Source organism: Segatella maculosa OT 289, from assembly GCF_000243015.1.
Taxonomy (GTDB): domain Bacteria; phylum Bacteroidota; class Bacteroidia; order Bacteroidales; family Bacteroidaceae; genus Prevotella; species Prevotella maculosa.
In genome coordinates this window covers 123,141-146,951 of record NZ_JH594503.1, presented here as the reverse complement: position 1 = coordinate 146,951, position 23,811 = coordinate 123,141, and the positions used below count along the sequence as shown (strand labels likewise).

The following is a 23,811-nucleotide window of genomic DNA, read 5'->3' as shown; positions in this document are numbered from 1 at the left end:
GCTTTATGCCGATTAAGGAAACAGAAATCTCCGGCCATTTGATGTGCCGGAGATTTTTTATGCATGCGTTCTGCCCGTAATCTGTCTCTCATTCGGGCCTCGTCATCTGGTCATTTAACGGTTACAATCTCGTTTTTCGCCTTCCGCTGTTTGGGTTTTGCCGGCGTATCGTTGCCATATCCGATTGGAATAACGGCTACGGGATATTCGTCCGAGGCCAAATGCAATCCTTTTCTCAACAGTTCTACATCGAAATTACAGACCCAACAACTGCCCAAACCCTGTTCGGCAGCAGCCAAACAAATGTGTTCCACGGCGATGGCCACGTCAATATCGGCATGATTCTTCCCGTCATACTTGCGTATCCACGCCTCCGAAGTCTTCGCATAGGCCACAATATACAACGGAGCCTTCGCAAGCCATTCGCGCGAATAAGACTGTTCCACGATTTTACGGCAGTCGTCATGCTGCACAACGATAAAGCGCCAAGGCTGATAGTTCACTGCCGACGGGGCCATTCGTGCACATTCAAGAATGTAATCAAGCTTTTCCTGCTCTACGGTTCTCGGCGAATAATCTCTCACCGAGCAACGCTTTTTTGCTAATTCCAAGAAGTTCATTTCGGTTATTTGTTTTAATGTTTATGAAAGTTCATTGCATTGACAATCAACGACTTATATTTTGAATCCCAATCTCAGCCATTTTGCTGTGCAATCTCAGCTATATTACGCGCTAAAATGGGTGAGATCGGAGCGCAAAATGGCTGAGATTGCAAGGCTGCATCGGCCACATTGCGCTGCAGACCCACTGTCGCTGGCTGCCAAGCCTGCCGTCATGGGCATTCCGGAGCCTCTGTCTAAGCCTTTTCATGCGCCCGTTTTAATCCTCTTCGCCAACGAGCCACGGACCCAGACCACTGCTACAGCCCCCTAAAACGCCGAGTCCACCCCGCACATTGCTATAGGTTGGCGTGATAGGGGCCAGTCCTATCTTGCCCATATCGTTGTTCGAAACATCGTTGATCGACTTGATGAAGCGATAGTATTCGGGCGAAATACGATAGAGTTCGATGCGATGTGGCGGGCTGAACCGCCTGTATGGCATGCCCAAATGGAGCGTATAGCGACGCCCGTTGATGCTCTTGTCGGTGAAGAACACCACATTCTGATAGCTACTGTCGTCGAAACCGAAGTCATAATCAATGTCCGACATGCCGTTGATGGCTGGTTCATCGTGGGTATTGATGCGCAGATTGCGGAAATGATGGCCTACCTTTTGAACCAATTTCACGGCATAGAAGTCTTCAGACGCTGCATCATCAGTGAAGGTAACGGCAAAACGTTCGCTCTCTCTGAAGGCTTCGTAGTCCCGATTGTACATGTTGACCGTGTCAACCTCGAACTTTTCAATGGCAAGATGGGCCGGAATCGTGGTCTCGGCCATTGTCCCCGGCAGCCCATTTGCCTTGACCGACAGCGTGATGCGGTCGCCCTCGCGTTGCTGTCCGATGGCCTGATAGTGCCCATCTCCCAAGTTTCGTATGGTCAAAGCCACGCCGTTGACTTGATAGGTCACGCTTGCATCGGCAATCATCACGGCATCTCCCTTGCCATTGACGGGCTGACTGCGACCTACATCGATGTCGGTTGTATCGCCGGGCGACGGAAAACAATAGACAACGAGCTTGTCGGTGCCGTTGAGTTTCGTAATATCGAAGTTGTCTTTGCAGCCCAGCAGTAGCGCACAAGACAGGAATAGCAATATCTTTTTCATCTTTAGAACTTGATGGTGTAACTGAATGAGGGGATAATCGGAATATAACCTTTGGCCTTGGCACGCACATAGCCCCGCTGTTCGTCGTACTTCATGTCTATCCACAGCGTGTTCAAGTGGCAATATGCGTTATATACGCTCCAGTTCCAGATGCGTTCATGCCCATGTTTGGTCTTGTGGTGGATATTGACGCCGAGGTCGAGCCGGTGATAGGCCGGCAATACGATGTTGTTGGGCCGCTCGTAGATATAACCCTGCTCACTTCCGTTCCCAAAGTCGGGCAGTGGGGCATACTGTGTGGGCGTCGTTGCACGGTTACCGCTGTGATAGGTCCAAGCAGCATAGGCGAAAGTGCCCTTCGAAAGGCGGTAATGCAGGTTGAGGTTGAGCTTATGGCGGTTGTCAAATTTATCATTAAACCAGCCGGGATAATAGTGATCGAACTTCCGTTTGTTCCATGATAGCGTGTAAGCTGCGCTCAGTTCCAAGCGCGCGGCATGATATCGTGCATCAAGCTCCATTCCGTAGAAGCGTCCGCGCCCGTCCATCACCATGTCTTGCCAGCGTTCTGCCGGCGGTTCTATGCCCATCCAGTTGGCATATTGCAGCAGGTGGGCAGACTGTTTGTAGTATCCTTCGACCGAAAAGAGCCAATGCTTGTCGGGCATGATATAGGCGCCGATGGCCCATTGCAGGCTTCGCATCGGGCGAAGGTTGGCCGTTGTGGGCACCCAATAGTCCGTCGGAAGGTCGATATATGAGTTGGATATCTTGTGAACGAACTGGCTCATCGTGGTGAAACTGCCCTTTAGTGATACCTTTTCCGACAGTTGATATTTCACTGCCGCACGCGGATCGACGTTGCAAAAGAGCCGACTGCCGATGTGGAACAGCCCGATGTTGGCCCCCGCATTCAGCGTCCAACGCTGCGAAAGCACCATTTCGTCCTCGGCATAGAGGCTTATCTCGTGGGCTATGTGGCGGTTACTGCCGGCCAGTCGTGCCGTGTCGCGCTTCTCGTTCGCGCCATATTGGCTGGTGTTGGCATAGGTCTGGGGTTTGAACAGATGCCATGTATAGTCGTTACCGAAGCGAATATGATGGCCGGGCGTGGGCCTATAGTCGAATGCCATGCGGTAACCGGCGTCGTAGATGGCCGAACGGTAGCCGTGTTCCGTGCGGGTGAAGTCGTTTCTCCTCTCACTTCGGTCGTTACTTTCATAAAGTGTATTGTAATGGGTGCTGTTCTTGGTGAACACGGCCGTGAAGTTGGCTTGCAGTTGAGGGGCCATCAGATACGACCAATTGAGGGCTGCATTGAGATTTCCCCAATGAAAGTCGTTACGTGTAAGGTCGTTGCTGCCGTAGTTCCCGTTTCCGTAGGTCTGATTGTATTCATCTTTGCTCTTAAGAGCGTCGTGACCTTGATACAAACTCAGCGAAAGTCGCGACCGACTGTTGACGATATGCGTCAGTTTGGCATTGAGATCATAGAAATGATAGCCCAAAGAGAACTTGTCTTCATGGTTTGAGCGGTTTATAATGGCAAAGATCGGCGTGGTGAAGAGGTCGAGCCAGCTTCTTCGCAGGCCTATATTGTAAGATGTTCTCCCCTTGATGATAGGTCCTTCGAAGTGAATACTGCCGTCGAGCAGCCCGATGCGATAGCTGCCGTGGTGCTTTTGCATGTCACCGTCATTGGTCCGCACGTCGATAACGCTTGACAAACGCCCGCCATATCGGGCAGGAAACCCGCTTTTATAGAAGTCGACGTTTTTCACCATGTCCACATTGAAGGCCGAGAACAGTCCCATCGTGTGGTTGATTTGGTAGAGTGGGGTCCCATCAAGCAGGAAAAGGTTCTCGTCGTTGTTGCCTCCATGCACGTAAAGGCCGCTGACCAGCTCGGTACCTTCAGCGACACCGCTGATGCGTTGGAGCGACTTTACAACGTCAGGCGAGGACAACAGGGCGAATTCCCCACGTATATCTTTCTGCGAAAGCGAGCGTTTGCCCGTCTGTGTGTTGAGCATTGGGGAGTTAAGGTCGCCGGTTACGACGACAGTTGAAAGGGATGGCATCTCGGAAAGGCTCACATTGAGTCGCCGGTCGGCCTGCAAATCAAAGTGTTCGACGTGCTCTTCGTAGCCTAAGTAAGAGATTCGCAGCCTGTGGAAGCCATCGGGGAGCGTTAAAGCAAAGAAACCATACTCGTTGGTCGTCGTTCCTTGCTTCGTAGTGAGGTCGAAAACCGTCGCATTGATGAGCAACTCGCCCGTATTGTTGCGCACATAGCCGCTCACGGTGTGGCGTTTCGGCTTGTATTCATCGGTTGTTTCGCGCGCAGGAGCCGTTGATATAGTTTGTTGTGTCTGTGCCGACAGTCCGAAAGTCCACAGCAAAAGGAGACAAATGATGGGAAAGCGTTTCATTCCTTTTGTATGAAAGGCGGCAAGATGAGCCTTACACCTTATTATATATAGCGACCTGCGTCGCCTCCGGTCTGCATTCATGTTTCGTTTCTCACTGTTTTCGTGACGAAAGAAGCGTCACGAAACGTTTTTGCAAAGATAAAAGAAAAAATAAAAACAGCAAACCCAAACAGATAAAAATGCCGCCGTTTTTTCGAAGGAACAATATTATTGTGGTCTGATACCGGTTTCTCTGAACCCTGAAAATACGCAAAAGAAATGACATTTCAATAGAGGTTGCAAAACAAATATAGCCATGCCGGGGCTGTAGGGACGCACGGTTCGTGCGTTCGCTCCTGCGCGATTGACGAGTAAACAAGTTGACATGTAAATAAGTTGCATGCTTTTTAGCATGTAGGGACGCACGGTTCGTGCGTTCGATCAGCTTGGGACAATCAACTTGTCCGCCTGTTTACGGCTAACTTGTCAACTACAATGCGAGCGGACGCACGAGCCGTGCGTCCCTACATACCGTAAAGATGCAAAAAATTGCAGGCGTTTGCAAATTCGATATGAAACATGCTTACAAGAAAAGGCACCTCTGTTCAAGGGCAACAGTCGGCTTCCTGCCTGAGTAGGTTGACCATCAAGCGGGCCGCATTGTCGGGAGCTACCTCGTTGCCCAACCGCTCTTCCACCTCTTGATAGGCTTTGAGCATGGCCTCACGCCCTGTTCCTCCGGGCAATAAACGTGCAAGTTCGGTCGCAATATTGTCCGTTGTGAAGCGGTCAGCAAAGAGTTCTGCCACGACATCACGGTCGGCAATGAGGTTAACGAGCGAGATATAGCGACACGAAAGCACGTGGTTGAAGGCCCAACGGATAAGCCGTGGCACGGGCGTTTTGTAGCAAACTACTTGCGGAACATGCAATAAAGCGGTCTCTAAAGTGGCTGTTCCGCTGGTCACCAAGGCTGCCGTTGCATGGAAAAGCAAGGCGTATGTGTCGTCTTTCACCAGTGAAACAATAGACTTGGCAGGCCCCGTTCTTTCCATGATCTCTTGATAAAAAGCGTCTTCAATCGCAGGAGCGCACGCCAAAACGAGCCTAAAGCGGTCGGCATAACGTGCCGATGCCGCTATCATTGCAGGGAGATTGTCCTTGATTTCTTGCTTCCTGCTGCCGGGAAGCAGGGCGATGAACGGTTTGTCATCGGCCATTTGGTGCCGCTCACAAAAGGTTTTGAAATCCTCATAATGGGCTTTCAGGAACGAGTGCACCTCATGTGCCGTCGGATTGCCCACGTAATGGATTTTGTAATGATGCTTTTCTTCATAGAAAGGTACCTCGAACGGCAAGATGGAAAACAGCTCTTTGATGTCGCGTCGTATGGCTTTGATACGCCATTCTTTCCACGCCCATATCTTTGGAGAGATGTAATAAAAGGCCGGAATGTCGGTTTTTTGCTTGAGAAAACGGGCGATATTGAGATTGAAACCGGGGTAGTCTACAAGGATAACCACGTCAGGATGCCATGCAACAATATCTTTCTTGCAGCGCGACATGTTGCGGAATATCGTGCGAAGATGCAGCAACACGGGCACGAAACCCATGTAGGCAAGTTCCCGATAGTGTTTTACGCGCGTTCCACCCACAGCCGTCATCAGGTCGCCTCCGAAGAAACGGAACTCGGCTTCATGGTCATTCCTTTTCAATGACGCCATGAGATGGGCGGCATGCAGGTCGCCACTGGCCTCGCCAACGATGAGGTAATACTTCATAAGCTCCGATAATGCTACAGATCCCAGCCCTTCACGGTGTCGATGAAGCCGTAGTCAGTGACGTCGATCCGTGTGGGTGTGATGGCGATATAGCCATGTTGCAGGGCCCAATGGTCGCTGTCTGCGGCCTCGGGCTCGTCGTTTCGGCACTCACCGGCCAGCCAATAGTAGTCATATCCATGCGGATGGCGTGCCTTGACCACCTCGTTGACCCAACTTCCGAAGGCCATTCGGCACACTTTCACGCCCTTGAAAGGCGGTTTGGCGGGGAAGTTCACGTTCAGGCAGACGCCTTTCGGGAGCCCTTCGGCCAGCACCTTGTCCACAATACGGCAGGCATCGTCGCGCAGATAGCGCAGGTCGGCCTCCTCATCGTAGTCGCTTGTAGAGAAAGCCACAGAGGGAATATACTTCATACAGCCCTCTCTTGCCACGCCCATCGTACCGGAATAGTGGCTGTTGACCGAGGCATTGTCACCGTGGTTGATGCCGCCGAGGATCAAATCGGGCTGCCGTTCGCTGCAAAGTTGGTCGACGGCGAGCTTCACACAGTCCACAGGTGTGCCGTTGCATGACCACACTTCCACGTCGCCCATATTGTGCCTGCGTTTCAATCGCAGGGGGATAGCGGCCGAAAAGGCGCAGGCAAAGCCCGAACGGCCAGCTTCCGGGGCACAGACCAGCAGGTCGGCGCGGTCTTTCAGAAAGGAAACGAGGGTTTTGATGCCGTTGGCATGGTAGCCGTCGTCATTGGAAATCAGGATAAAAGGACGCTTCTGGTTCATCTTTTGCAGTGTAAGTTTGCGACAAAAGTACTAAAAAAAGGTTTATTTCTCGCCTATTTCATGTAAAATATGTAACTTTGCAGCAAATCAACTTATTTCTAAATGGGAAAGATTATAGCTTTAGCTAACCAAAAAGGAGGTGTGGGTAAGACCACAACAACAATCAATCTGGCTGCCTCGTTGGCCACACTTGAGAAGTCGGTTCTCGTGGTTGATGCCGATCCGCAAGCCAATGCTTCAAGCGGATTGGGCGTAGATATCAAGAATGTTGAGTGCTCCATTTACGAATGTATCATTGATCATGCCGACATACGTGATGCAATTTACACCACAGATATCAAGGGATTGGATATCATTCCGAGCCATATTGACCTCGTGGGAGCAGAGATTGAGATGCTCAACCTTGAAAGTCGCGAACGCGTTTTGAAGCGTCTTCTCGATCCGATTCGCAACGATTATGATTATATCCTCATCGATTGCAGTCCTTCATTGGGCCTGATTACGGTCAATGCCCTGACGGCTGCCGACTCAGTCATCATTCCCGTGCAGTGCGAATACTTTGCACTTGAGGGCATCAGCAAGCTGCTCAGCACCATAAAAATCATCAAGAGCAAACTCAATCAGCAGTTGGAAATCGAGGGATTTTTGCTGACCATGTATGACAGTCGCCTGCGTTTGGCCAACCAAATCTATGACGAGGTGAAACGACATTTCCAAGAATTGGTCTTCAAGACGGTCATTCAGCGTAACGTGAAGCTGAGCGAAAGTCCGAGTCATGGGCTGCCTGTGATTCTCTACGATGCCGAATCGGCCGGTGCCAAGAACCACTTGACCTTGGCAAAAGAGCTCATCGACAAGGAGAGATGAGCCAGATTCTTTAAAAGAACAACGAAACAGAAATGGCAGTACACAAGAAATACAACACCTTAGGCCGTGGTCTCGACGCGCTCATCTCTACAGATGCCGTTCGAACGCAGGGGTCTTCGACCATCAATGAGATTGCAATCGACCAAATAGAAGCCAATCCCAATCAGCCTCGCCGCGAGTTTGCCCCCGAAGCTTTGCAGGAATTGGCCAACAGTATTCGTGAAATCGGCATCATTCAGCCGATAACCCTCCGCCAGATTGCCGACAACCGTTTCCAGATCATAGCTGGGGAACGCCGCTGGAGAGCCTCTCAACTGGCAGGACTCAAGGCGCTTCCGGCCTATATTCGCACCATCAAGGACGAGAATGTCATGGAAATGGCCCTCGTGGAGAATATCCAACGCGAGGATTTGAACGCCATCGAGATTGCCTTGGCCTATGAACATCTGCTCGAAGGTAGTGGAATGACGCAGGAGAAAGTGTCGGAACGTGTGGGCAAAAGCCGTACGGCCATAACCAATTATCTGCGACTCTTGAAGCTGCCGGCACAGGTTCAGATGGCCTTACAGAACAAAACCATCGATATGGGTCATGCCCGTGCGTTGCTTGCCTTGGACAGTCCGGCACTTCAAATCAAGCTTTTCAAGGAGATACTGAAGAACGGTTACTCCGTAAGAAAGGTGGAGGAGTTGGTGCAGGCACTGAAGAGTGGCGAGGATATTGAAAGCGGGAAGAAGAAGATTGTGGCGCGCAATCAGCTTCCGGAAACGTTCAATGCACTCAAAAACCGGTTGGCTTCGTTCTTCAATACAAAAGTTCAAATGACTTGTTCCGCCAAGGGAAAGGGGAAAATCAGCATACCTTTTGCCAACGAAGAAGAGTTGGAGCGCATCATGAACGCCTTTGACAAACTGAAGTGAGGCATGTCTTCTGCAAGACGCTCCCATATCATCGCTGCGATGGCCTTGTTTGCCCTGCCATTCTGTGCCTATGCGCAGCATGAGGAGAGGCATATGCCGCTTGCAGATGCACCAAACATGAAGGCAACCGAAGTGCTGACGCATGCCGACAGCGTGACTTTGGCAACGGACTCCCTGCAGATGACGAAGAAGAAGCGCGATTGGGCGACATGGAAGCCCGACCCTAAGCGCGCACTATGGCTGGGATTGGTGCTTCCGGGAGCCGGTCAAATCTACAATCGAAAGTTCTGGAAGCTTCCTATTATATATGGTGGCATCGTTGGTTGCATGTATGCAATGACATGGAATAACCAAATGTATCACGATTACTCGCAGGCCTACATGGACATTATGGACAATGATCCCTCGACGGCAAGCTATAATCAGTTCATGCATTTAGGCGCTAAGATCACCAATGAGAACATCAGTCGCTATCAAGACCTGTTCAAAAGGCGCAAAGACCGCTACAGAAGGTGGCGTGATATGAGCTTTTTTGTCCTCGCAGGCGTGTATGCCTTGTCGGTAATCGATGCCTATGTGGACGCCTCCCTCTCCGAATTCGATATCTCGAATGACCTCAGTCTACGTGTCGAACCGGCCATTGTCAATACCGATTATCAACGTCATCCGCTCCGTTCAGGAGGAATCGGTCTGCATTGTAGCCTGAATTTCTGACTTCATCAGGCTTTCATGCGAAAAAGAAAAAACAGAATTGAAAGATAGAACCCTATTTTAAAATGAAAAGAATATACTTAATCGCCCTCTCGCTCTTGCTTGCCAGCACCGTGAAAGTGCAGGCGCAAGTGGTTGATGACGCAGACAACGACAACGAAGAGACTGAAATCACCGTCACGAATGCACACGGAAAGCGGGAAGTCATTGAGCTTCCAGAGGCCATGACCATGGAACTTGACAGCTTGATGCACCTGTATAACACGAAGTATCTGCGTCCTGACACCTCATGCAACCTGCCTGACGTTAATCCCGTGTATGAAAAATCGGTCTATATGAAACGTCTGAGCATGCTTCCCACGCTCATCGAGATGCCTTATAACGACGTGGTTCAACAGTTCATCGACCGATATAGCGGTCGCCTTCGCCGCTCGGTAAGTTACATGTTGGGCGCACAAAACTTCTATATGCCTATCTTTGAGGAGGCCTTGGAAAGCTATGGACTGCCCTTGGAACTAAAATATTTGCCCGTCATTGAGTCGGCTTTGAACCCCAGAGCCGTGTCCCGAGTGGGCGCAACTGGCCTTTGGCAGTTCATGCTCAACACGGCCAAGCGATACGGATTGACGGTAAATACATTGGTAGATGAGCGGCGTGACCCCGTAAAAGCGTCTTATGCAGCAGCCCATTACCTGAGCGACCTTTATAAAATCTATGGGGATTGGAACCTTGTGATTGCTGCTTACAACTGCGGTCCCGACAAAATCAACAAGGCTATTCACCGCTCTAAGCAGAATGATTACTGGCAGATTTATCCCTATCTGCCGCGGGAAACGCGCGGATATGTGCCCGCATTCATTGCCGCTAACTATATTATGAATTACTATTGTGAGCACAACATCTGCCCGATGATGACCGATTTGCCGGCTAAGACCGACACCGTCGTCGTCAACCGTGACCTGCATTTCGAGCAAGTGGCCCACGTATTGGGTCTCGATGTGGACCAGATTACCGAACTAAACCCGCAATATCGTCACAATATTGTCAATGGAAAGTGGCGCCCATCTGCGCTCCGTCTGCCCACGATGTCGGTGATGAAGTTCATCGACAATGAAGACGCCATCTACAATTACATGCCGAATGAGTTGCAGAACAAGCGCACCGAGGTCGAGGTAAACGATGAAGAACCGACCATCACTCGCTACAGACGCGTCTATAAATACGGCAAACAGGTAAGCAGAAATGGCAGAAAGCAGGGTCGGAAAAAGAGAGAACGTCCGGCAAAAGGTAGGAGTGTGACAATCCGCGAGGGCGATACGTTGTCGGAAATTGCTAAGCGCAACAATACCACCGTAACGAAATTGAAACGTCTTAACGGCATTCAAGGTAGCGGAATACGGGCCGGAAAGAAACTCAAAGTCAAATAATAAGCAGGAGAACACGAGATGGACGAGCGTGAGATGAAGGATGCAGCCCGTGAAACTGCCGAAGACAAGCTGATAACAGATGCCTTTCAGCACCTGTTGGACACCTATCTTGCATCGCGCCACCGCAAGAAAGTGGACATCATCACCAAGGCTTTCAACTTTGCACGGCAGGCACATAAAGGCGTCAGAAGGCTCTCGGGAGAGCCCTATATCATGCACCCCATCGCCGTGGCACAGATTGCTTGCGAAGAAATGGGGCTCGGTTCGACCAGCATCTGCTCTGCCCTGCTCCATGATGTCGTGGAAGACACCGACTATACCGTCGAGGATATCGAAAATATCTTCGGCCCGAAAATTGCCCAAATCGTAGATGGACTGACCAAAATCAGCGGAGGCATCTTCGGAGAACGGGCTTCGGCGCAGGCTGAAAACTTCAAGAAACTGCTGCTGACCATGAGCGATGACATTCGAGTTATCCTCATCAAGATATGCGACCGCCTGCATAACATGCGCACATTGGCCTCACAACCGGCCAATAAGCAGTACAAAATAGCCGGTGAAACGCTCTACATCTATGCACCATTGGCCAACCGCTTGGGCCTGAACAAAATCAAAACGGAACTCGAAGACCTGAGTTTCAGGTATGAACATCCCGAAGAATACGCCGCCATCAAAAGCAAATTGGCCCTCACACAAGAGAAGCGTGACGAGCTGTTTGCCAGCTTTACGGGACCCATTCGCGAGGCACTCGACCGCATGGGCATTCAATATCAAATCAAAGCACGCGTGAAAAGCCCTTACTCCATTTGGAATAAGATGCAGAACAAACACGTGACCTTCGAGGAAATCTACGACATATTGGCCGTCAGAATCATCTTTGTTCCGAAGGAGAGAGACCAAGAAATCAACGAATGTTTCAACATATACGTGGCCTTAAGCCGCATTTATAAGAGCCATCCCGACCGACTTCGCGACTGGTTGAACCACCCAAAAGCCAACGGATATCAGGCACTTCACGTCACACTGATGAGCAAACAAGGACGCTGGATAGAGGTCCAGATACGCTCAGACCGCATGAACGAGGTGGCCGAACAGGGCTTTGCGGCCCACTGGAAATACAAGGAAGGAGGCGAATACAGCGAAGACGAGGGCGAACTCAACGATTGGTTGGCCACCATCAAGGAGATTCTTGACGACCCACAGCCCGATGCCATGGACTTTCTCGACAGCATCAAGCTCAATCTTTTCGCCTCAGAAATCTTCGTGTTCACCCCGAAAGGCGAGATAAAAACAATGCCGGCAGGTTGTACGGCCCTCGACTTTGCCTTTCAAATCCACACGTTTCTCGGCAGTCATTGTATCGGGGCGAAAGTCAACCACAAGCTCGTTCCGCTGAGCCACAAGCTGAGCAGCGGCGACCAAGTAGAGATATTGACCAGCAAGGCACAGCATGTTCAGCCCTCATGGATTAACTTTGTGTCCACGGCAAAGGCGCGGGCGAAGATCCAAGCCATTCTCCGTCGCGACGATCGTGAGCTGCAAAAGGCCGGAGAAGAGCTGCTCACGGCATGGCTCAAGCACAATATGATGGAGATGTCTTCATCGGTTCTCGACAAACTTTGCGACATTCATCACGTTCAGAAACATGAGAATCTCTTTCAATCCATTGGTGACAGGACCATCATTCTCGGCGACAATGACCTTGATGCACTGCTTGGCAAGCACCAGAAAGAGGCGACATCGTCGGGGTGGCGACGCTATGTTCCTTTCCTCCACGACAAGAAATCCAGCCCTTCTGAAGCGGACAAGACCGCCGGCCAAACGCTCTTCACGGCTGAAAAAAACTTCAACAAGCGGCAACCTGTCGTCATCGGCGAGGAAACCATCGGTGCCTACATCTTCCCCGGCTGCTGTCATCCTATTCCGGGTGACGACATTCTGGGCTACATCGACAATCAGAACCACATCGAAATCCATAAACGTGCCTGTCCGGTTGCAAGTCGTTTGAAGTCGAGCTACGGCAACCGGATTCTCGATGCCAAATGGAACATGCACAAACAGCTATTCTTTGACGCGATAATCGAAATCAAGGGAATCGACAGAAAAGGCATGCTCCACGACCTTGCCGACGTGATTTCCGACAAGATGAACATCAATATCCACCGCATAACCATCACCAGTGACGAAGGAATTTTTTATGGAAACATCGAAGTTCGCGTGCACGACCGCGACGAAGTGCGGGCCATCATGGACAATCTCAAGGTGATTGACGACCTGAAAGAGGTGCAACAGATTATATAAAAGGGGAGGCCTCCCCGGTCCCTTTCAAAGAAGGAGAGCTCGAAATCGTGAGAAAACAGTGGGACGGAAAGCATGTGAGAAAGAAAATATTCTTCATCGTGGGGCGATGGATGGAAAATGAAAAGAAACGTTCTTCGCCCCGGGAGGAAGAAAGGAAGAAGCAACAAATAAACCTTTCTTCCATGGGTGAAGTTAATGAAACTTAAAATAACGATTTTCTTCCACGGAAGACGAAGGAAAAATTAACAGAAAACTCTTTCTTCCATGGAAGAAATTAATAAACTATAAAGAAATAGTTGTCTTCCATGGAAGAAAATACTTTTCTTAACAATTAACTCCTTTCCTCCATGGATGACGAAAGAAAAAATCAGTGAATGGACCTTTCGCGCGTGGGAGAGAAGTTAAAAGGACCGACAGAGCGACCGTCTTCCACGGGTGAAAACATTTCTTTGATAATTCATCAATTGATACCAACTAAGTTTCTTTGACCGGCAATGACACATCAAGCTTTTAACTTGAAGGAAACCTCTATAGAATCTATCTCGTCTTTGAAAGCCGTATCCACTTTCAGCCGATTTTCTATTTGAGAACAACTGTGAATCACTGTCGAGTGATCGCGGTTACCGACAAGTCTTCCTATTCGGGCTGCAGGCATCTTTGTATATTTCTGAGCAAGATACATTGACACTTGACGGGCTATCACAAGGTCACGCTTGCGGCTTTTGCTGTTCACGGCTGTGACAGTGACATTGAAATGATTGCAAACAGTATCGAGGATATCATCAACTGTCAGTGGATGATTATCCATCTTCACAGCACGTTTTACGACCCTTTCGGCCAAATGCATGTCGATATCACTGTTGTAGACAACGCTGTAAGCCAATAATGAGTTGACAACCCCCTCCAAATCACGCACGCTTCCGTTCGCCGTGGAGGAGATGAAGCGAACAACTTCGTCGGGTATGTGCAACCCATCGCGTTGTATTTTGCTCTTAAGGATGTCGGTACATAATTTCACGTCCGGTTTTTCCAACTCGGCTATGAGCCCACAAGCGAAACGCGTTAGCAGGCGTTCGTTCATTCCTTGCAGGTCAACCGGCGGACGGTCGCTAGCAAGGATAATTCGTTTCCCGTTTCGGAAGAGGTGATTGAAAATATGAAAGAATGTGTCTTGTGTCTTCGTCGCATTTATCCATTCTTGGATATCATCGACGATCAGCATGTCAATCGTCTGATAGAATCTGATAAAATCATTGATTGCCCCATGAAAATTAGCATCGACAAACTGTGTTTGGAAGAGACGGGCACTGATATACAGCACTCTTTTCTCCGGATATAGCTGTTTGCACCTGACGCCGATTGCATTGATGAGATGCGTCTTCCCGCAACCTGACGGACCGTAGATAAACATGGGGTTGAATTGCGGCTGCGAGGGATGCTCCGCTACAGAAAGTCCCAAGCTGCGAGCCAGCTTATTGCTCGTTCCCTCAATATAATTTCTGAATGTAAGATGCGAATCCAACTGCGCATCAATTTCAAATGACCGATCAATATCCATCGGTGATGGAGAATGGTTGGCACCATTACGTGCCTTTCGTGGTCCAATGTCGCCGGGGTCGGCCTCGATGTCTTGCGTCAGCTTGTGCTCCTTGTCTGTCACGACGCGGTAAGTGAGTTGAACGCCCTCACCAAAAGTACGATAAAGCACCTGTTTGAGTAAGCCCAAAAAGTTCTCCTCCAAATACTCATACACAAATGGACTGGGTACTTGAACCAAAATCGTCTTCTTTGCTTTGTCAAAATGCTCAAAGGCAATAGGTTTGAACCATGTATTAAATTGCTGTGGCGTCACGTTCTGCTTAATGAGCGCAAGCGCATCGCCCCAACAGTTGTTAGGACTTATTTTCATTTACTTTTCGTATGTATAATTGTTATATGTCTTTCGACTTTCTGCAATTTCGCAACTGCAAATTTAATAAAAGAAAGTCAAACTTACAAATCGTTGTTTCCTGTTTTTTTCAATAGAAAACGTAACTTGTTTATATAACCTTATTTACCTCGAAAGAACCTTATTTATAAACTTCTACACTTGTATAATTGTAATATTCTGACTCAAAGAATATTAAGAGGTTTGTAAAGATAATTTAGGAAAATCTGTGAAACGTAGGTCTTTCAGCTTAAGAATATCTAAGTTAAACGGCTTTTGGATATTACCAAAAGCCGTGAAACATGAGAGATATAATTTAGATGATATTTAATTAGTGCAAAAGCTACTTATCTTTTTTTCCGAAGACCGAGAAATGGACATAGCGTTTAGGATGTTCACGCACATTTATCAGCAAAGAGTCTGCATTACGCATGGTTTTATTCATGTTGTTATATAACGTTGGGTCGTGCAACAGCATGCCCAAAGTTCCTTCTCGGCTATTAAGTTGCCTTGTAAAGTCCTTGAGATGGGCTATTGTTTGGTCCACTTGCGCCATTGTATTTGCCACATCAACCTGTGCAAGATTGCTTGTAAGCTTGTTGGTATTTGTCAGAACACCGTCTGCCTTATGGAGCAGATTGGGGATGTCTTTGTTGAGCCCACCCATCAAAACGTTCAATTGTTGCGATGTTGTATGAAGATTGTCGGTGATGCCCTCTATATGATGTAGCGAGTTCGCCAAGGCGGGGTCCGCCAACAATCCATTCACACTTGCCAATATACTGTCGAGCTTTGGCAACATCTTTTCAATCGTAGGGACAAGTTTCGAGACCTGTCCGAGCATTCCGCCATTCTTCTCTCCTACAATGGTCTCACCGGGATTCACACGCTCGCGTGGATTGTTGGCAAGAAGCAGGTTCAGCTTTACGTTCCCCATCAAGTCGCTTTCAATCTCAGCAGAACTACCTTTCGGAATGCGGAGGTTATTGTCGACATCTATCTGAACAAGAATTTCCTTGCCATGCTTATAGTCGTATTGTATGCTCTTCACCACACCCACCTTATAGCCGTCGGCATAAATCGGATTGGAGGAAGAAAGCCCGCTGATGTCCTTGAACGACACATAATAAATATTGTCGCTGGAGAATAGCGACATTCCCTTGAGAAAATTGAGTCCGAAAAACAGCACGAGAATGCCCACAATGGCAACAAGTGCAATCTTGATTTCCTTTGTAATCTTCATATTCTAATCTTATCTTTCTGTCCGTTTAATTTGAAATACCTATCTGTTGGCTTTAAATTCCTTGATGGCTGCATTAATGTCCATCTTGTTTCCATTCTTGAAAGCAACGATAAAGGCATCCGGGAATTTATCGAGAATCTGCTTGCGTAGCCGATATATCTCGTTATAATTGGTTGATGCACCATAAGTGTATTTGTTGTTTGCCCCCTCACGATAGGAATCTACTCCCATGAGTCCCTTAAATCGCACGTCATCGGCTTTCAAGATACTTGAGCTTACCAATAGCTGTATCTTAAACACGGGCTTTTCTGCCTCTGCCTTGTCAGCCACTTGAGGACTCGCTACCGGTCGGTCCGGTTCTGTTTTTCGAGTCGTGGCATTTGTTTCCGGCGACTTTTGTTCCACCTTTTTACGTGGCTTGCGACTTGCAGGAGCCTCCGGAGCGATATTCTTATAATCAAGTGGCACAACTTGTGGTATCACTGGGGCTTCCTTTATCGGTTTATAAGGAACGTTGATGTCGTTATCGTAGTGCTGACGGTATTTCATAAAGGCCTCGAAAATGCCCTGCACATACAATTGAACAGAGGCATCATCGTTCAGAAAGTCCTCTTCGTCAGGTGTGGAAATAAAGCCTAACTCCAACAAACAGCCCGGCATTGATGTCAAACGAAGAACAGCAAGGTTGTTCTGGTGGGAGCCTGCGTTGATTCGTCCCGTGGAAGCACAGACATATTGTTGCAACAAACGGGAGAGTTCTACGCTTTTCTCTCTGTTCTTGTCAGCAATAAACTCATACATGATGTTGCTCTCTGCCGAATTGGTATCAAAACCCTTGTAAACGGTCTTGTAATCCTTCTCTAAGAACATCACGGAATTTTCGCGCTTTGCAACGTCAAGATTGGCCTTGATACCCTTGTCGCCAGAATGCTCGCCACGTCCTAATGTCCAACTCTGAAAGCCACGGACCGACTTGGAACCCGTGACGGCATTGATATGAAACGACATAAAGAGGTCGGCCCCGGCTTTGTTGGCAATGTCCGCACGCCCAGCCAAGGTTACAAAAACATCGGTCTTGCGTGTATAAATCACGCGGACATCGGGGCAATTAGCCTCAATATAGCGGCCAAATGCAAGCGCATATTTCAAAGTGAGGTCTTTCTCGTGCGAGTAAGCACCGGGAGCTCCATGGTCTCCACCGCCGTGCCCGGCATCGATGACAAGTGTAAAACGACGGTTTGCGGCTACAATGGTAACAGCAAACAGCAACATTGTCATCAGGAAGAATACTCTCTTTCTACTCATACACAAGCATATTGCAGGCAAAATTAGTGAAAAAAGCTCGAAAACCCAACGCTATTATTCTGTTTTATCATTTATTAAATGAAGCTTAACTCCTGCACCTTCGCAGTCGGCACCCATGGGGGGATTGCACTTTTCTACCTTTATTTCAACTTCGTTTATGGCTTTGAACGTCCGAAAAAGGCGGTCGGCGATACGATAGGCAACCCGTTCTATGAGTTGACTCGGCACGTCCATCTCTTCTTTTAAGGCTGTATAGACAGTCGCATAATTCAATGTGTCGTCCACATTGTCAGAACCTACCGCTGTCTCCAAAGGAAAATCGATTTTTAAATCCACCCGATAATCATTACCGGTTAAACGTTCCTGCGGCATCACACCATGGAAGGCATGAAACCGCAGGCCGTTAAGAAAGATGCAACTGTTTTTGATTTTCATTGCATAAGCATTATAAAGATGGTTTTAACCGCACCGACTGGCACCACAGCTGGTACAGATGAGACAGCCTTCTTGATAGATGAGCGTCTCATGTCCGCAGACCGGGCACTTCTGCCCCTTGGCTTTTGTGCCGTCGACAATATATTTTTTCAACGCACGCTCCACGCCGTTCTTCCACGTATTGATGCTTTCGTCTTTCAATTGAAGCGAACTAACGAGCTTCATCACGTGGTCTATCGGCATGCGGTAGCGCAGAACGCCCGATATCAGCTTGGCATAATTCCAATATTCCGGGTTGAATTTCTCGCTCAGTCCTTCGACGGTGGTTTTGTAACCCCGCTTGTTCTCAAACTGGAAGTCATAGCGATGCGAGCCATCTTCAAGGGTCGACTTGATGATTTTGCCTTTCGTGATGTTCTTCGGCAACACTATTCCCTCTTCATCATCCTGCAAACCAGTGAAGATTTCGTAGGGATAACCATTGAGCAGGCCCACGAATGCCACCCATTTCTCCTTGTTGTTCTGGAACCGAACAACGTCGCATTCCAACTCTTTCGGGCGAACTTCCGTCACTTCGGGCTGTTTGCAAAGCGGTTCTTTCGGTTCATCTTCCTGCACTTCTGCCCCTTCTGCATGGCTTCCTTTCTTCTTGTCTTTCTTCGATACGGATATCATCACGCCCGCACGGCTGCCGTCTCGATAAATGGTACAGCCCTTGCAACCACTCTTCCACGCCTCAACATAGAGCCGATTCACCAAGGCTTCGTCCACATCGTTGGGCAGATTGACCGTCACGGAGATGCTATGGTCCACCCATTTCTGAATGGCTCCCTGCATTTTCACCTTCATCAGCCAGTCCACATCATTGGCCGTAGCTTTATAATAAGGTGACTTAGCCACGAGTGCGTCAATCTCTTCCTGCGTATAACGCTTCTCCGTGTCATACCCGTTCGCCTGCATCCACTGCAAGAACCTGCGGTGATAGACGATATACTCCTCGAAACTGTCGCCCACTTCGTCCACAAAGTCCACGTGAACATCGGTATCATTGGGGTTCACCTTGCGGCGACGCTTATACACAGGCATGAAGACCGGCTCGATACCGCTGGTGGTTTGGGTCATCAGAGAGGTTGTTCCGGTCGGCGCAATGGTCAGACAAGCGATGTTGCGACGGCCATATTGCTGCATATCGGCAAAGAGTTCGGGGTCGGCTTCCTTTATCCTTTGAACGAAAGGATTGCCGGCCTCGCGCTTGGCATCATAGATTTCGAACGCTCCACGCTCCTTAGCCATCATCACAGATGAGCGATAGGCATTCAGTGCCAAGGTCTTATGGACAGACACCGAGAAGTCGGTTGCCTCCTGAGTTCCATAACGAAGGCCCAAAGCGGCCAGCATATCACCCTCTGCAGTGATGCCTACTCCGGTGCGACGGCCCATACCACTCTTGCGTTTTATCTTCTCCCAAAGGTGGTATTCGGCTTCTTTCACCTCCTTGTTCTCAGGATCCACTTGGATTTTCTCCATGATCAAGTCAATCTTTTCCATCTCCAAATCAACGATATCGTCCATGATTCGTTGAGCAAAACGAACGTGCTTCTCGAACTTCTCGAAGTTGAAATGGGCCTCTTTCGTGAAGGGTTGCTCCACATAACTAAAAAGATTGATACTCAATAAACGGCAGGAATCATAGGGACACAATGGAATTTCGCCACAAGGATTGGTGCTTACGGTGCGGAAACCAAGGTCGGCATAGCAGTCGGGAATGCTTTCTCTGAGGATTGTATCCCAGAAAAGGACACCCGGTTCAGCACTCTTCCACGCGTTATGCACGATTTTTTCCCACAGTTTCCGGGCTGAAATCTCTTTCGTTACCTTGGGTTCTGCGGCATCAATCGGCCACTGTTGCACGTAATTCTTATCCGAAATGGCAGCCTTCATAAACGCATCATCGAGCTTCACCGACACGTTTGCGCCTGTCACTTTGCCCTCTTCCATCTTGGCATCAATGAAAGCTTCGCTGTCAGGATGCTTGATACTGACCGACAACATCAATGCCCCACGGCGACCATCCTGTGCCACTTCGCGCGTAGAATTACTGTAGCGCTCCATGAAAGGCACCAATCCTGTCGAGGTCAATGCCGAATTATTCACCGGACTTCCCTTGGGACGAATGTGGCTTAAGTCGTGTCCTACACCACCACGACGCTTCATCAGCTGCACTTGTTCCTCGTCAATGCGCATGATGGCACCGTAACTATCGGCCTCACCTTCAAGACCTATCACGAAACAATTGCTCAAACTGGCCACCTGTTGGCTGTTTCCGATACCCGTCATCGGGCTTCCTGCCGGCACGATATAGCGGAAATGGTCCAGCAAATCAAATATTTCTTGCGCCGACATCGGGTTCTTATACTTCTGTTCTATGCGTGCAAGCTCGTTAGCAATACGCCAATGCATAGCTTCGGGAGATTGTTCATAGATGTTACCGAAGCTATCTTTCATTGCATACTTGTTGACCCAGACGCGAGCGGCCAGTTCGTCACCGCCGAAATACTTCAAAGAGGCTTGGAATGCCTCCTCAAAAGAATAGGTTTTATTGTCTTCCATCTGCTTTTAAAACATGATTTTCAAGTTGCAAATTTAAGGTTTTATTTTCATAAAAGGAAATCATTCGAGAGATATTTCATCATATGAATTTCTCTTTTTGGAAACTTTTTGTTTTATTATTGAATGAAAGTTTCTTGAAAACAATAACTTTAAACCTGATAATTAAACTGAAGTTGCTGTTTAATAAAGTTGAGAGAGCGATGTAGGGACGCACGTTTCGTGCGTCCGCTCAAGGTGGATTGAAGGTACATATACCCATTCTCCCGCGCAATAGCGGCTATTTCGGCCCGTAATGCGGGCGAAGTTGCAAGCTCGTCTTCGTTTCCCAATGTCAACGGCTACAAGAAAGCAAGCTGACCAAAGAAGTCGGGACGATGAAAGTCGGGAGATGGCACGTCAATAGGGTTCCATGAGAGGAAGTGGGGACGTGAGGTCTTATCGCCACATTTATAAAAATTGGCACGCATCTGTAGTCCTGACAAGTCAACGATATGATGACGGAAGAACGAAGACACTGGGACTACCAACGAAAGTTCCCATGCCTGCGCCCCATTCTTCGTGTCGAAAGGCGTTCTTCCGAGTGAGGCCCAGCGGTCAATCCGGCCAAGTAGCGCGACAGGTGCGGGCGTTCTGTCCTCCCGGCTCTGTCCATTGCAGAGCAAAACCGTACCGATACAGTTGGCTTCAAGGTTGTAATAGCCCCCTTCAGCATCGGGACTCACAAAGAATTCGCAGCAAGAATCCTCCCACACGGGGCCGAGATCATTGCCCGAAACAGCACGCACGCTATCCTCTTCAACCCGATAATGAATCATGATGGCATCGCCTTTGTGGGCTATGGCAAATTCAACATGCGGACAATAAGGGTAGTCTGCCTCCCAATCCACGGTGTCAATCTTGTGATATTCAACCTTTTCTGTCTTGAAAAGTGCAGGAACTTCAGCAGCTTTCACCTGCTGGCAATCTAAGCGTTTTACTTCTAAATGTTTCATATATTGTTTATTTTAGGGTCTGTCTGCCGGTTTTATACCGAATGTCGAGGGCTTATTGCCCATCATGAACTCCAATTTTCCACCACGAATGATGTCTTTGAAGTCGATATAACAGCGGGTATAGGGTTTTCCATTCAGCTTAACACTTTGGATATACATGTTTTCTTTGCTGTTGTTATGCGCAATAATGCGGAACGTTTTACCATTTCCAACGTTCATGGATACCTCATTAAAGAGCGGCGAACCAAAGACATAACGGCCTCCGGCAGGCTCAACTTGATAGAAACCCAAGGAAGAAAGAATGTACCAAGCAGACATTTGACCGACATCTTCATTGCCGCTTAGGCCGTCAACGCTGTCATGATACATCGTCTTGAGCACCTCGCGAACACGCAAAGCGGTCTTCCAAGGCTGGCCGGCATAGTCATATAGATAGATAATATGGTGGCCGGGCTCGTTGCCATGCGCGTATTGTCCAATCAAACCCGATATATCCGGAGAGGCATCTTTACCCATATCGCCCTGCACAATGAAGAGCGAATCGAGCTTGTTCGTAAAAGGTTTGTCGCCACCGAAAGCGGAAATGAGACCGTGGACATCGTGGGGAACGAGCCAAATATACTGCCATGCTGTTCCTTCTGTGTAGTCGTCGGCACGGTGAATCACTTTGAAAGGGTCGAAAGGTTCGCGGAAACGGCCCTTAGAATCAATGCCGCGCATGAACTTTGTCTGCTTGTCAAAATAGTAATCACGGTAAGATTGGCTGCGTTTCAGGAAGTATTTATAATCTTTCTCGGCCTTTAACGCCTTGGCTAACCGAGCAATACAGCCGTCGGCCAAGGCATATTCCAAGCCTTTGGCCACGGTTTCGTTGGTCGGTTCAAGGTCATAAGGCAGGTAACCATACTTCTTGAGCAAGTCCAAACCACGGTCGCCGAAGAGCTGTGTCTTCTTTGCTGCCTCCAAAACTGCATGCTTATCCACATCAAAACCCTTCAAAGCGATGTCTATAAGCACTGGAATTCCGGGATTACCCACCATGCAATCGGTTTCGTTTCCCTCTAAGAACCACACGGGAAGTCGCCCTTGTTGTTGTGCAATATGGAGCATTGTCTGTGCGATGTCACGCTGTTTTTCGGGGTGAATAAGCGTCATTAGCGGGTGCGCGGCACGGTAAGTATCCCACAAAGAAAACGTGGTATAGGGTGTAAAGTCGCCGTGATAGGTCTTCCCGTCGGCCCCTCTATACTCGCCATTCACGTCATTAAACACCGAAGGAGCAGTCATCGTGTGATACAAACCGGTATAGAATATGCGCTTATCGCTGGCATTATCGGTTTGAATATCAATCTTTCCAAGCTCCTTGTTCCATGCCTTTTGCGCGTCGGCTACAACGGTATTGAAGGCCCAATCGGGCGATTCTTGCTGCAAATTCTTGCGGGCATTGTCGATACTCACACTTGAAATGCCCACCTTGACCATGAGCGGTTGACCTGTTGGTTCAAAGGAAAACACGCTCAAGGTGTCGCCTTCTGTGGTCTGATGTGTGATGGATTGCGAGAATTCGGCCACGAAATATACGCGTTGGTCCTTGGCCCATCCCGTCGAAAAGCGTGAACCTACGACGGTATTCCGCCCCTCTTGCCTCATCGAGCAGGCTGTCATCTTGTCCCAACCGATGCCTTGTGAGAGGTCAATCACCACTTGTTCCTGTTTCACATCGGCCGGAAACGTGTAGCGATGAAAGGCAGTTCGCAGCGTAGCCGTAAGCTCAACGCGCACCCCATTGGCCAAGGTTACGGCATAATATCCCGGTGTTGCGTATTCTGCTTTGTGTGAGAACTTCACCTCACGTTCGTTGTTTTGCGTCACAGGGAGCAGGGCGATGTCGCCCAAGTCGCCGATACCTGTGCCGCTAAGGTGCATCTGTCCGAAGCCAATAATAATGGAATCGCTGTAATGATAGCCCGAACACCAATCCCAACCTTGCTTCTTCTGCGTCGGTCCGGCTTGGATATGACCGAATGGAACGTTGGCTCCGAGGAACACATGTCCGTGTCCTCCCGTGCCCACAAAGGGGTTTACGTATTGCGTATAGTCTTGCTTTGCGGGCTGAGTTGCTGCTTGTAAGCCTACAATGCCGGCGAGTGGGAGCATCAATCCCAATAATTTATGCTTCATACTGAATATCATTTAGTTACTGATTTCAATTTGTTTATTTTTGTTCTCTCCTACAATTGTTTTGCAAAATGAGCCATATTACCGTGCAAAATGGGTGAGATTAGCGTGTAAAATGGGTCATATTACCGCGCAATTTGGGCCA

The 23,811-nt window shown here is 48.8% G+C and carries 17 protein-coding genes; 5 read left to right on the top strand and 12 right to left on the bottom strand.

The window, feature by feature from the left end:
* Positions 1-110 precede the first annotated feature (110 nt).
* From HMPREF9944_RS06625 to surE, 5 genes are all read right to left on the bottom strand, one after another.
* Positions 111-620 (bottom strand): nitroreductase family protein, encoded by a 510-nt coding sequence (locus HMPREF9944_RS06625; protein ID WP_008565339.1) that lies wholly within the window; start codon positions 618-620, stop codon positions 111-113.
* Positions 621-879: 259 nt separating this feature from the next.
* On the bottom strand, positions 880-1,773 hold the full coding sequence (locus tag HMPREF9944_RS06620; protein WP_008565338.1) for a DUF4249 domain-containing protein: 894 nt from the start codon (positions 1,771-1,773) through the stop codon (positions 880-882).
* 2 nt (positions 1,774-1,775) lie between these two features.
* Positions 1,776-4,205 carry a TonB-dependent receptor gene (locus HMPREF9944_RS06615; RefSeq protein ID WP_008565337.1) on the bottom strand — a complete coding sequence of 810 codons (2,430 nt, stop codon included), beginning with the start codon at positions 4,203-4,205 and terminating at the stop codon, positions 1,776-1,778.
* Positions 4,206-4,789: 584 nt separating this feature from the next.
* The gene (gene lpxB / locus HMPREF9944_RS06610) at positions 4,790-5,965 is read right to left on the bottom strand and encodes a lipid-A-disaccharide synthase (protein ID WP_008565336.1); all 1,176 of its coding nucleotides are present in this window, start codon (positions 5,963-5,965) and stop codon (positions 4,790-4,792) included.
* A gap of 14 nt (positions 5,966-5,979) precedes the next feature.
* Positions 5,980-6,750 carry a 5'/3'-nucleotidase SurE gene (gene surE / locus HMPREF9944_RS06605; RefSeq protein ID WP_008565335.1) on the bottom strand — a complete coding sequence of 257 codons (771 nt, stop codon included), beginning with the start codon at positions 6,748-6,750 and terminating at the stop codon, positions 5,980-5,982.
* A gap of 102 nt (positions 6,751-6,852) precedes the next feature.
* On the opposite strand from surE, the gene HMPREF9944_RS06600 reads away from it, so the two are divergent.
* The 5 genes from HMPREF9944_RS06600 (at position 6,853) to HMPREF9944_RS06580 (ending at position 12,976) form a co-directional block, all read left to right on the top strand.
* The gene (locus tag HMPREF9944_RS06600) at positions 6,853-7,617 is read left to right on the top strand and encodes a ParA family protein (RefSeq protein ID WP_008565334.1); all 765 of its coding nucleotides are present in this window, start codon (positions 6,853-6,855) and stop codon (positions 7,615-7,617) included.
* A 32-nt stretch (positions 7,618-7,649) separates the two neighbouring features.
* Positions 7,650-8,537, top strand: a complete 888-nt coding sequence (locus HMPREF9944_RS06595; protein ID WP_008565331.1) for a ParB/RepB/Spo0J family partition protein — start codon at positions 7,650-7,652, stop codon at positions 8,535-8,537.
* A 3-nt stretch (positions 8,538-8,540) separates the two neighbouring features.
* Positions 8,541-9,251, top strand: coding sequence for a DUF5683 domain-containing protein (locus HMPREF9944_RS06590; protein ID WP_008565330.1), 711 nt, complete (start codon positions 8,541-8,543; stop codon positions 9,249-9,251).
* 62 nt (positions 9,252-9,313) lie between these two features.
* Positions 9,314-10,675, top strand: coding sequence for a lytic transglycosylase domain-containing protein (locus HMPREF9944_RS06585; protein ID WP_008565329.1), 1,362 nt, complete (start codon positions 9,314-9,316; stop codon positions 10,673-10,675).
* Between the two features lie 18 nt (positions 10,676-10,693).
* Positions 10,694-12,976 (top strand): RelA/SpoT family protein, encoded by a 2,283-nt coding sequence (locus tag HMPREF9944_RS06580; protein ID WP_008565328.1) that lies wholly within the window; start codon positions 10,694-10,696, stop codon positions 12,974-12,976.
* Positions 12,977-13,478: 502 nt separating this feature from the next.
* Here HMPREF9944_RS06580 and dnaA read toward each other — a convergent pair.
* The 7 genes from dnaA to HMPREF9944_RS06545 form a co-directional block, all read right to left on the bottom strand.
* A complete protein-coding gene (gene dnaA, locus HMPREF9944_RS06575; protein WP_008565327.1) occupies positions 13,479-14,885 on the bottom strand; it encodes a chromosomal replication initiator protein DnaA in 1,407 nt (468 codons plus the stop codon).
* A gap of 361 nt (positions 14,886-15,246) precedes the next feature.
* Positions 15,247-16,146, bottom strand: a complete 900-nt coding sequence (locus HMPREF9944_RS06570) for an MlaD family protein (RefSeq protein ID WP_008565326.1) — start codon at positions 16,144-16,146, stop codon at positions 15,247-15,249.
* Between the two features lie 39 nt (positions 16,147-16,185).
* Positions 16,186-17,451, bottom strand: coding sequence for an N-acetylmuramoyl-L-alanine amidase family protein (locus tag HMPREF9944_RS06565; RefSeq protein WP_172633984.1), 1,266 nt, complete (start codon positions 17,449-17,451; stop codon positions 16,186-16,188).
* Between the two features lie 54 nt (positions 17,452-17,505).
* Entirely contained in the window at positions 17,506-17,886 is a 381-nt protein-coding gene (folB, locus tag HMPREF9944_RS06560; RefSeq protein WP_008565324.1) for a dihydroneopterin aldolase, read from the bottom strand.
* Between the two features lie 24 nt (positions 17,887-17,910).
* Positions 17,911-20,496: an adenosylcobalamin-dependent ribonucleoside-diphosphate reductase gene (locus tag HMPREF9944_RS06555; RefSeq protein ID WP_008565323.1), complete on the bottom strand. Its 2,586-nt coding sequence runs from the start codon at positions 20,494-20,496 to the stop codon at positions 17,911-17,913.
* Positions 20,497-20,834: 338 nt separating this feature from the next.
* Complete coding sequence (locus HMPREF9944_RS06550; RefSeq protein ID WP_008565322.1) at positions 20,835-21,488, bottom strand: carbohydrate-binding family 9-like protein; 654 nt, start codon at positions 21,486-21,488, stop codon at positions 20,835-20,837.
* A gap of 12 nt (positions 21,489-21,500) precedes the next feature.
* Positions 21,501-23,681: a GH92 family glycosyl hydrolase gene (locus HMPREF9944_RS06545; protein ID WP_008565321.1), complete on the bottom strand. Its 2,181-nt coding sequence runs from the start codon at positions 23,679-23,681 to the stop codon at positions 21,501-21,503.
* Between the last annotated feature and the right edge of the window lie 130 nt (positions 23,682-23,811).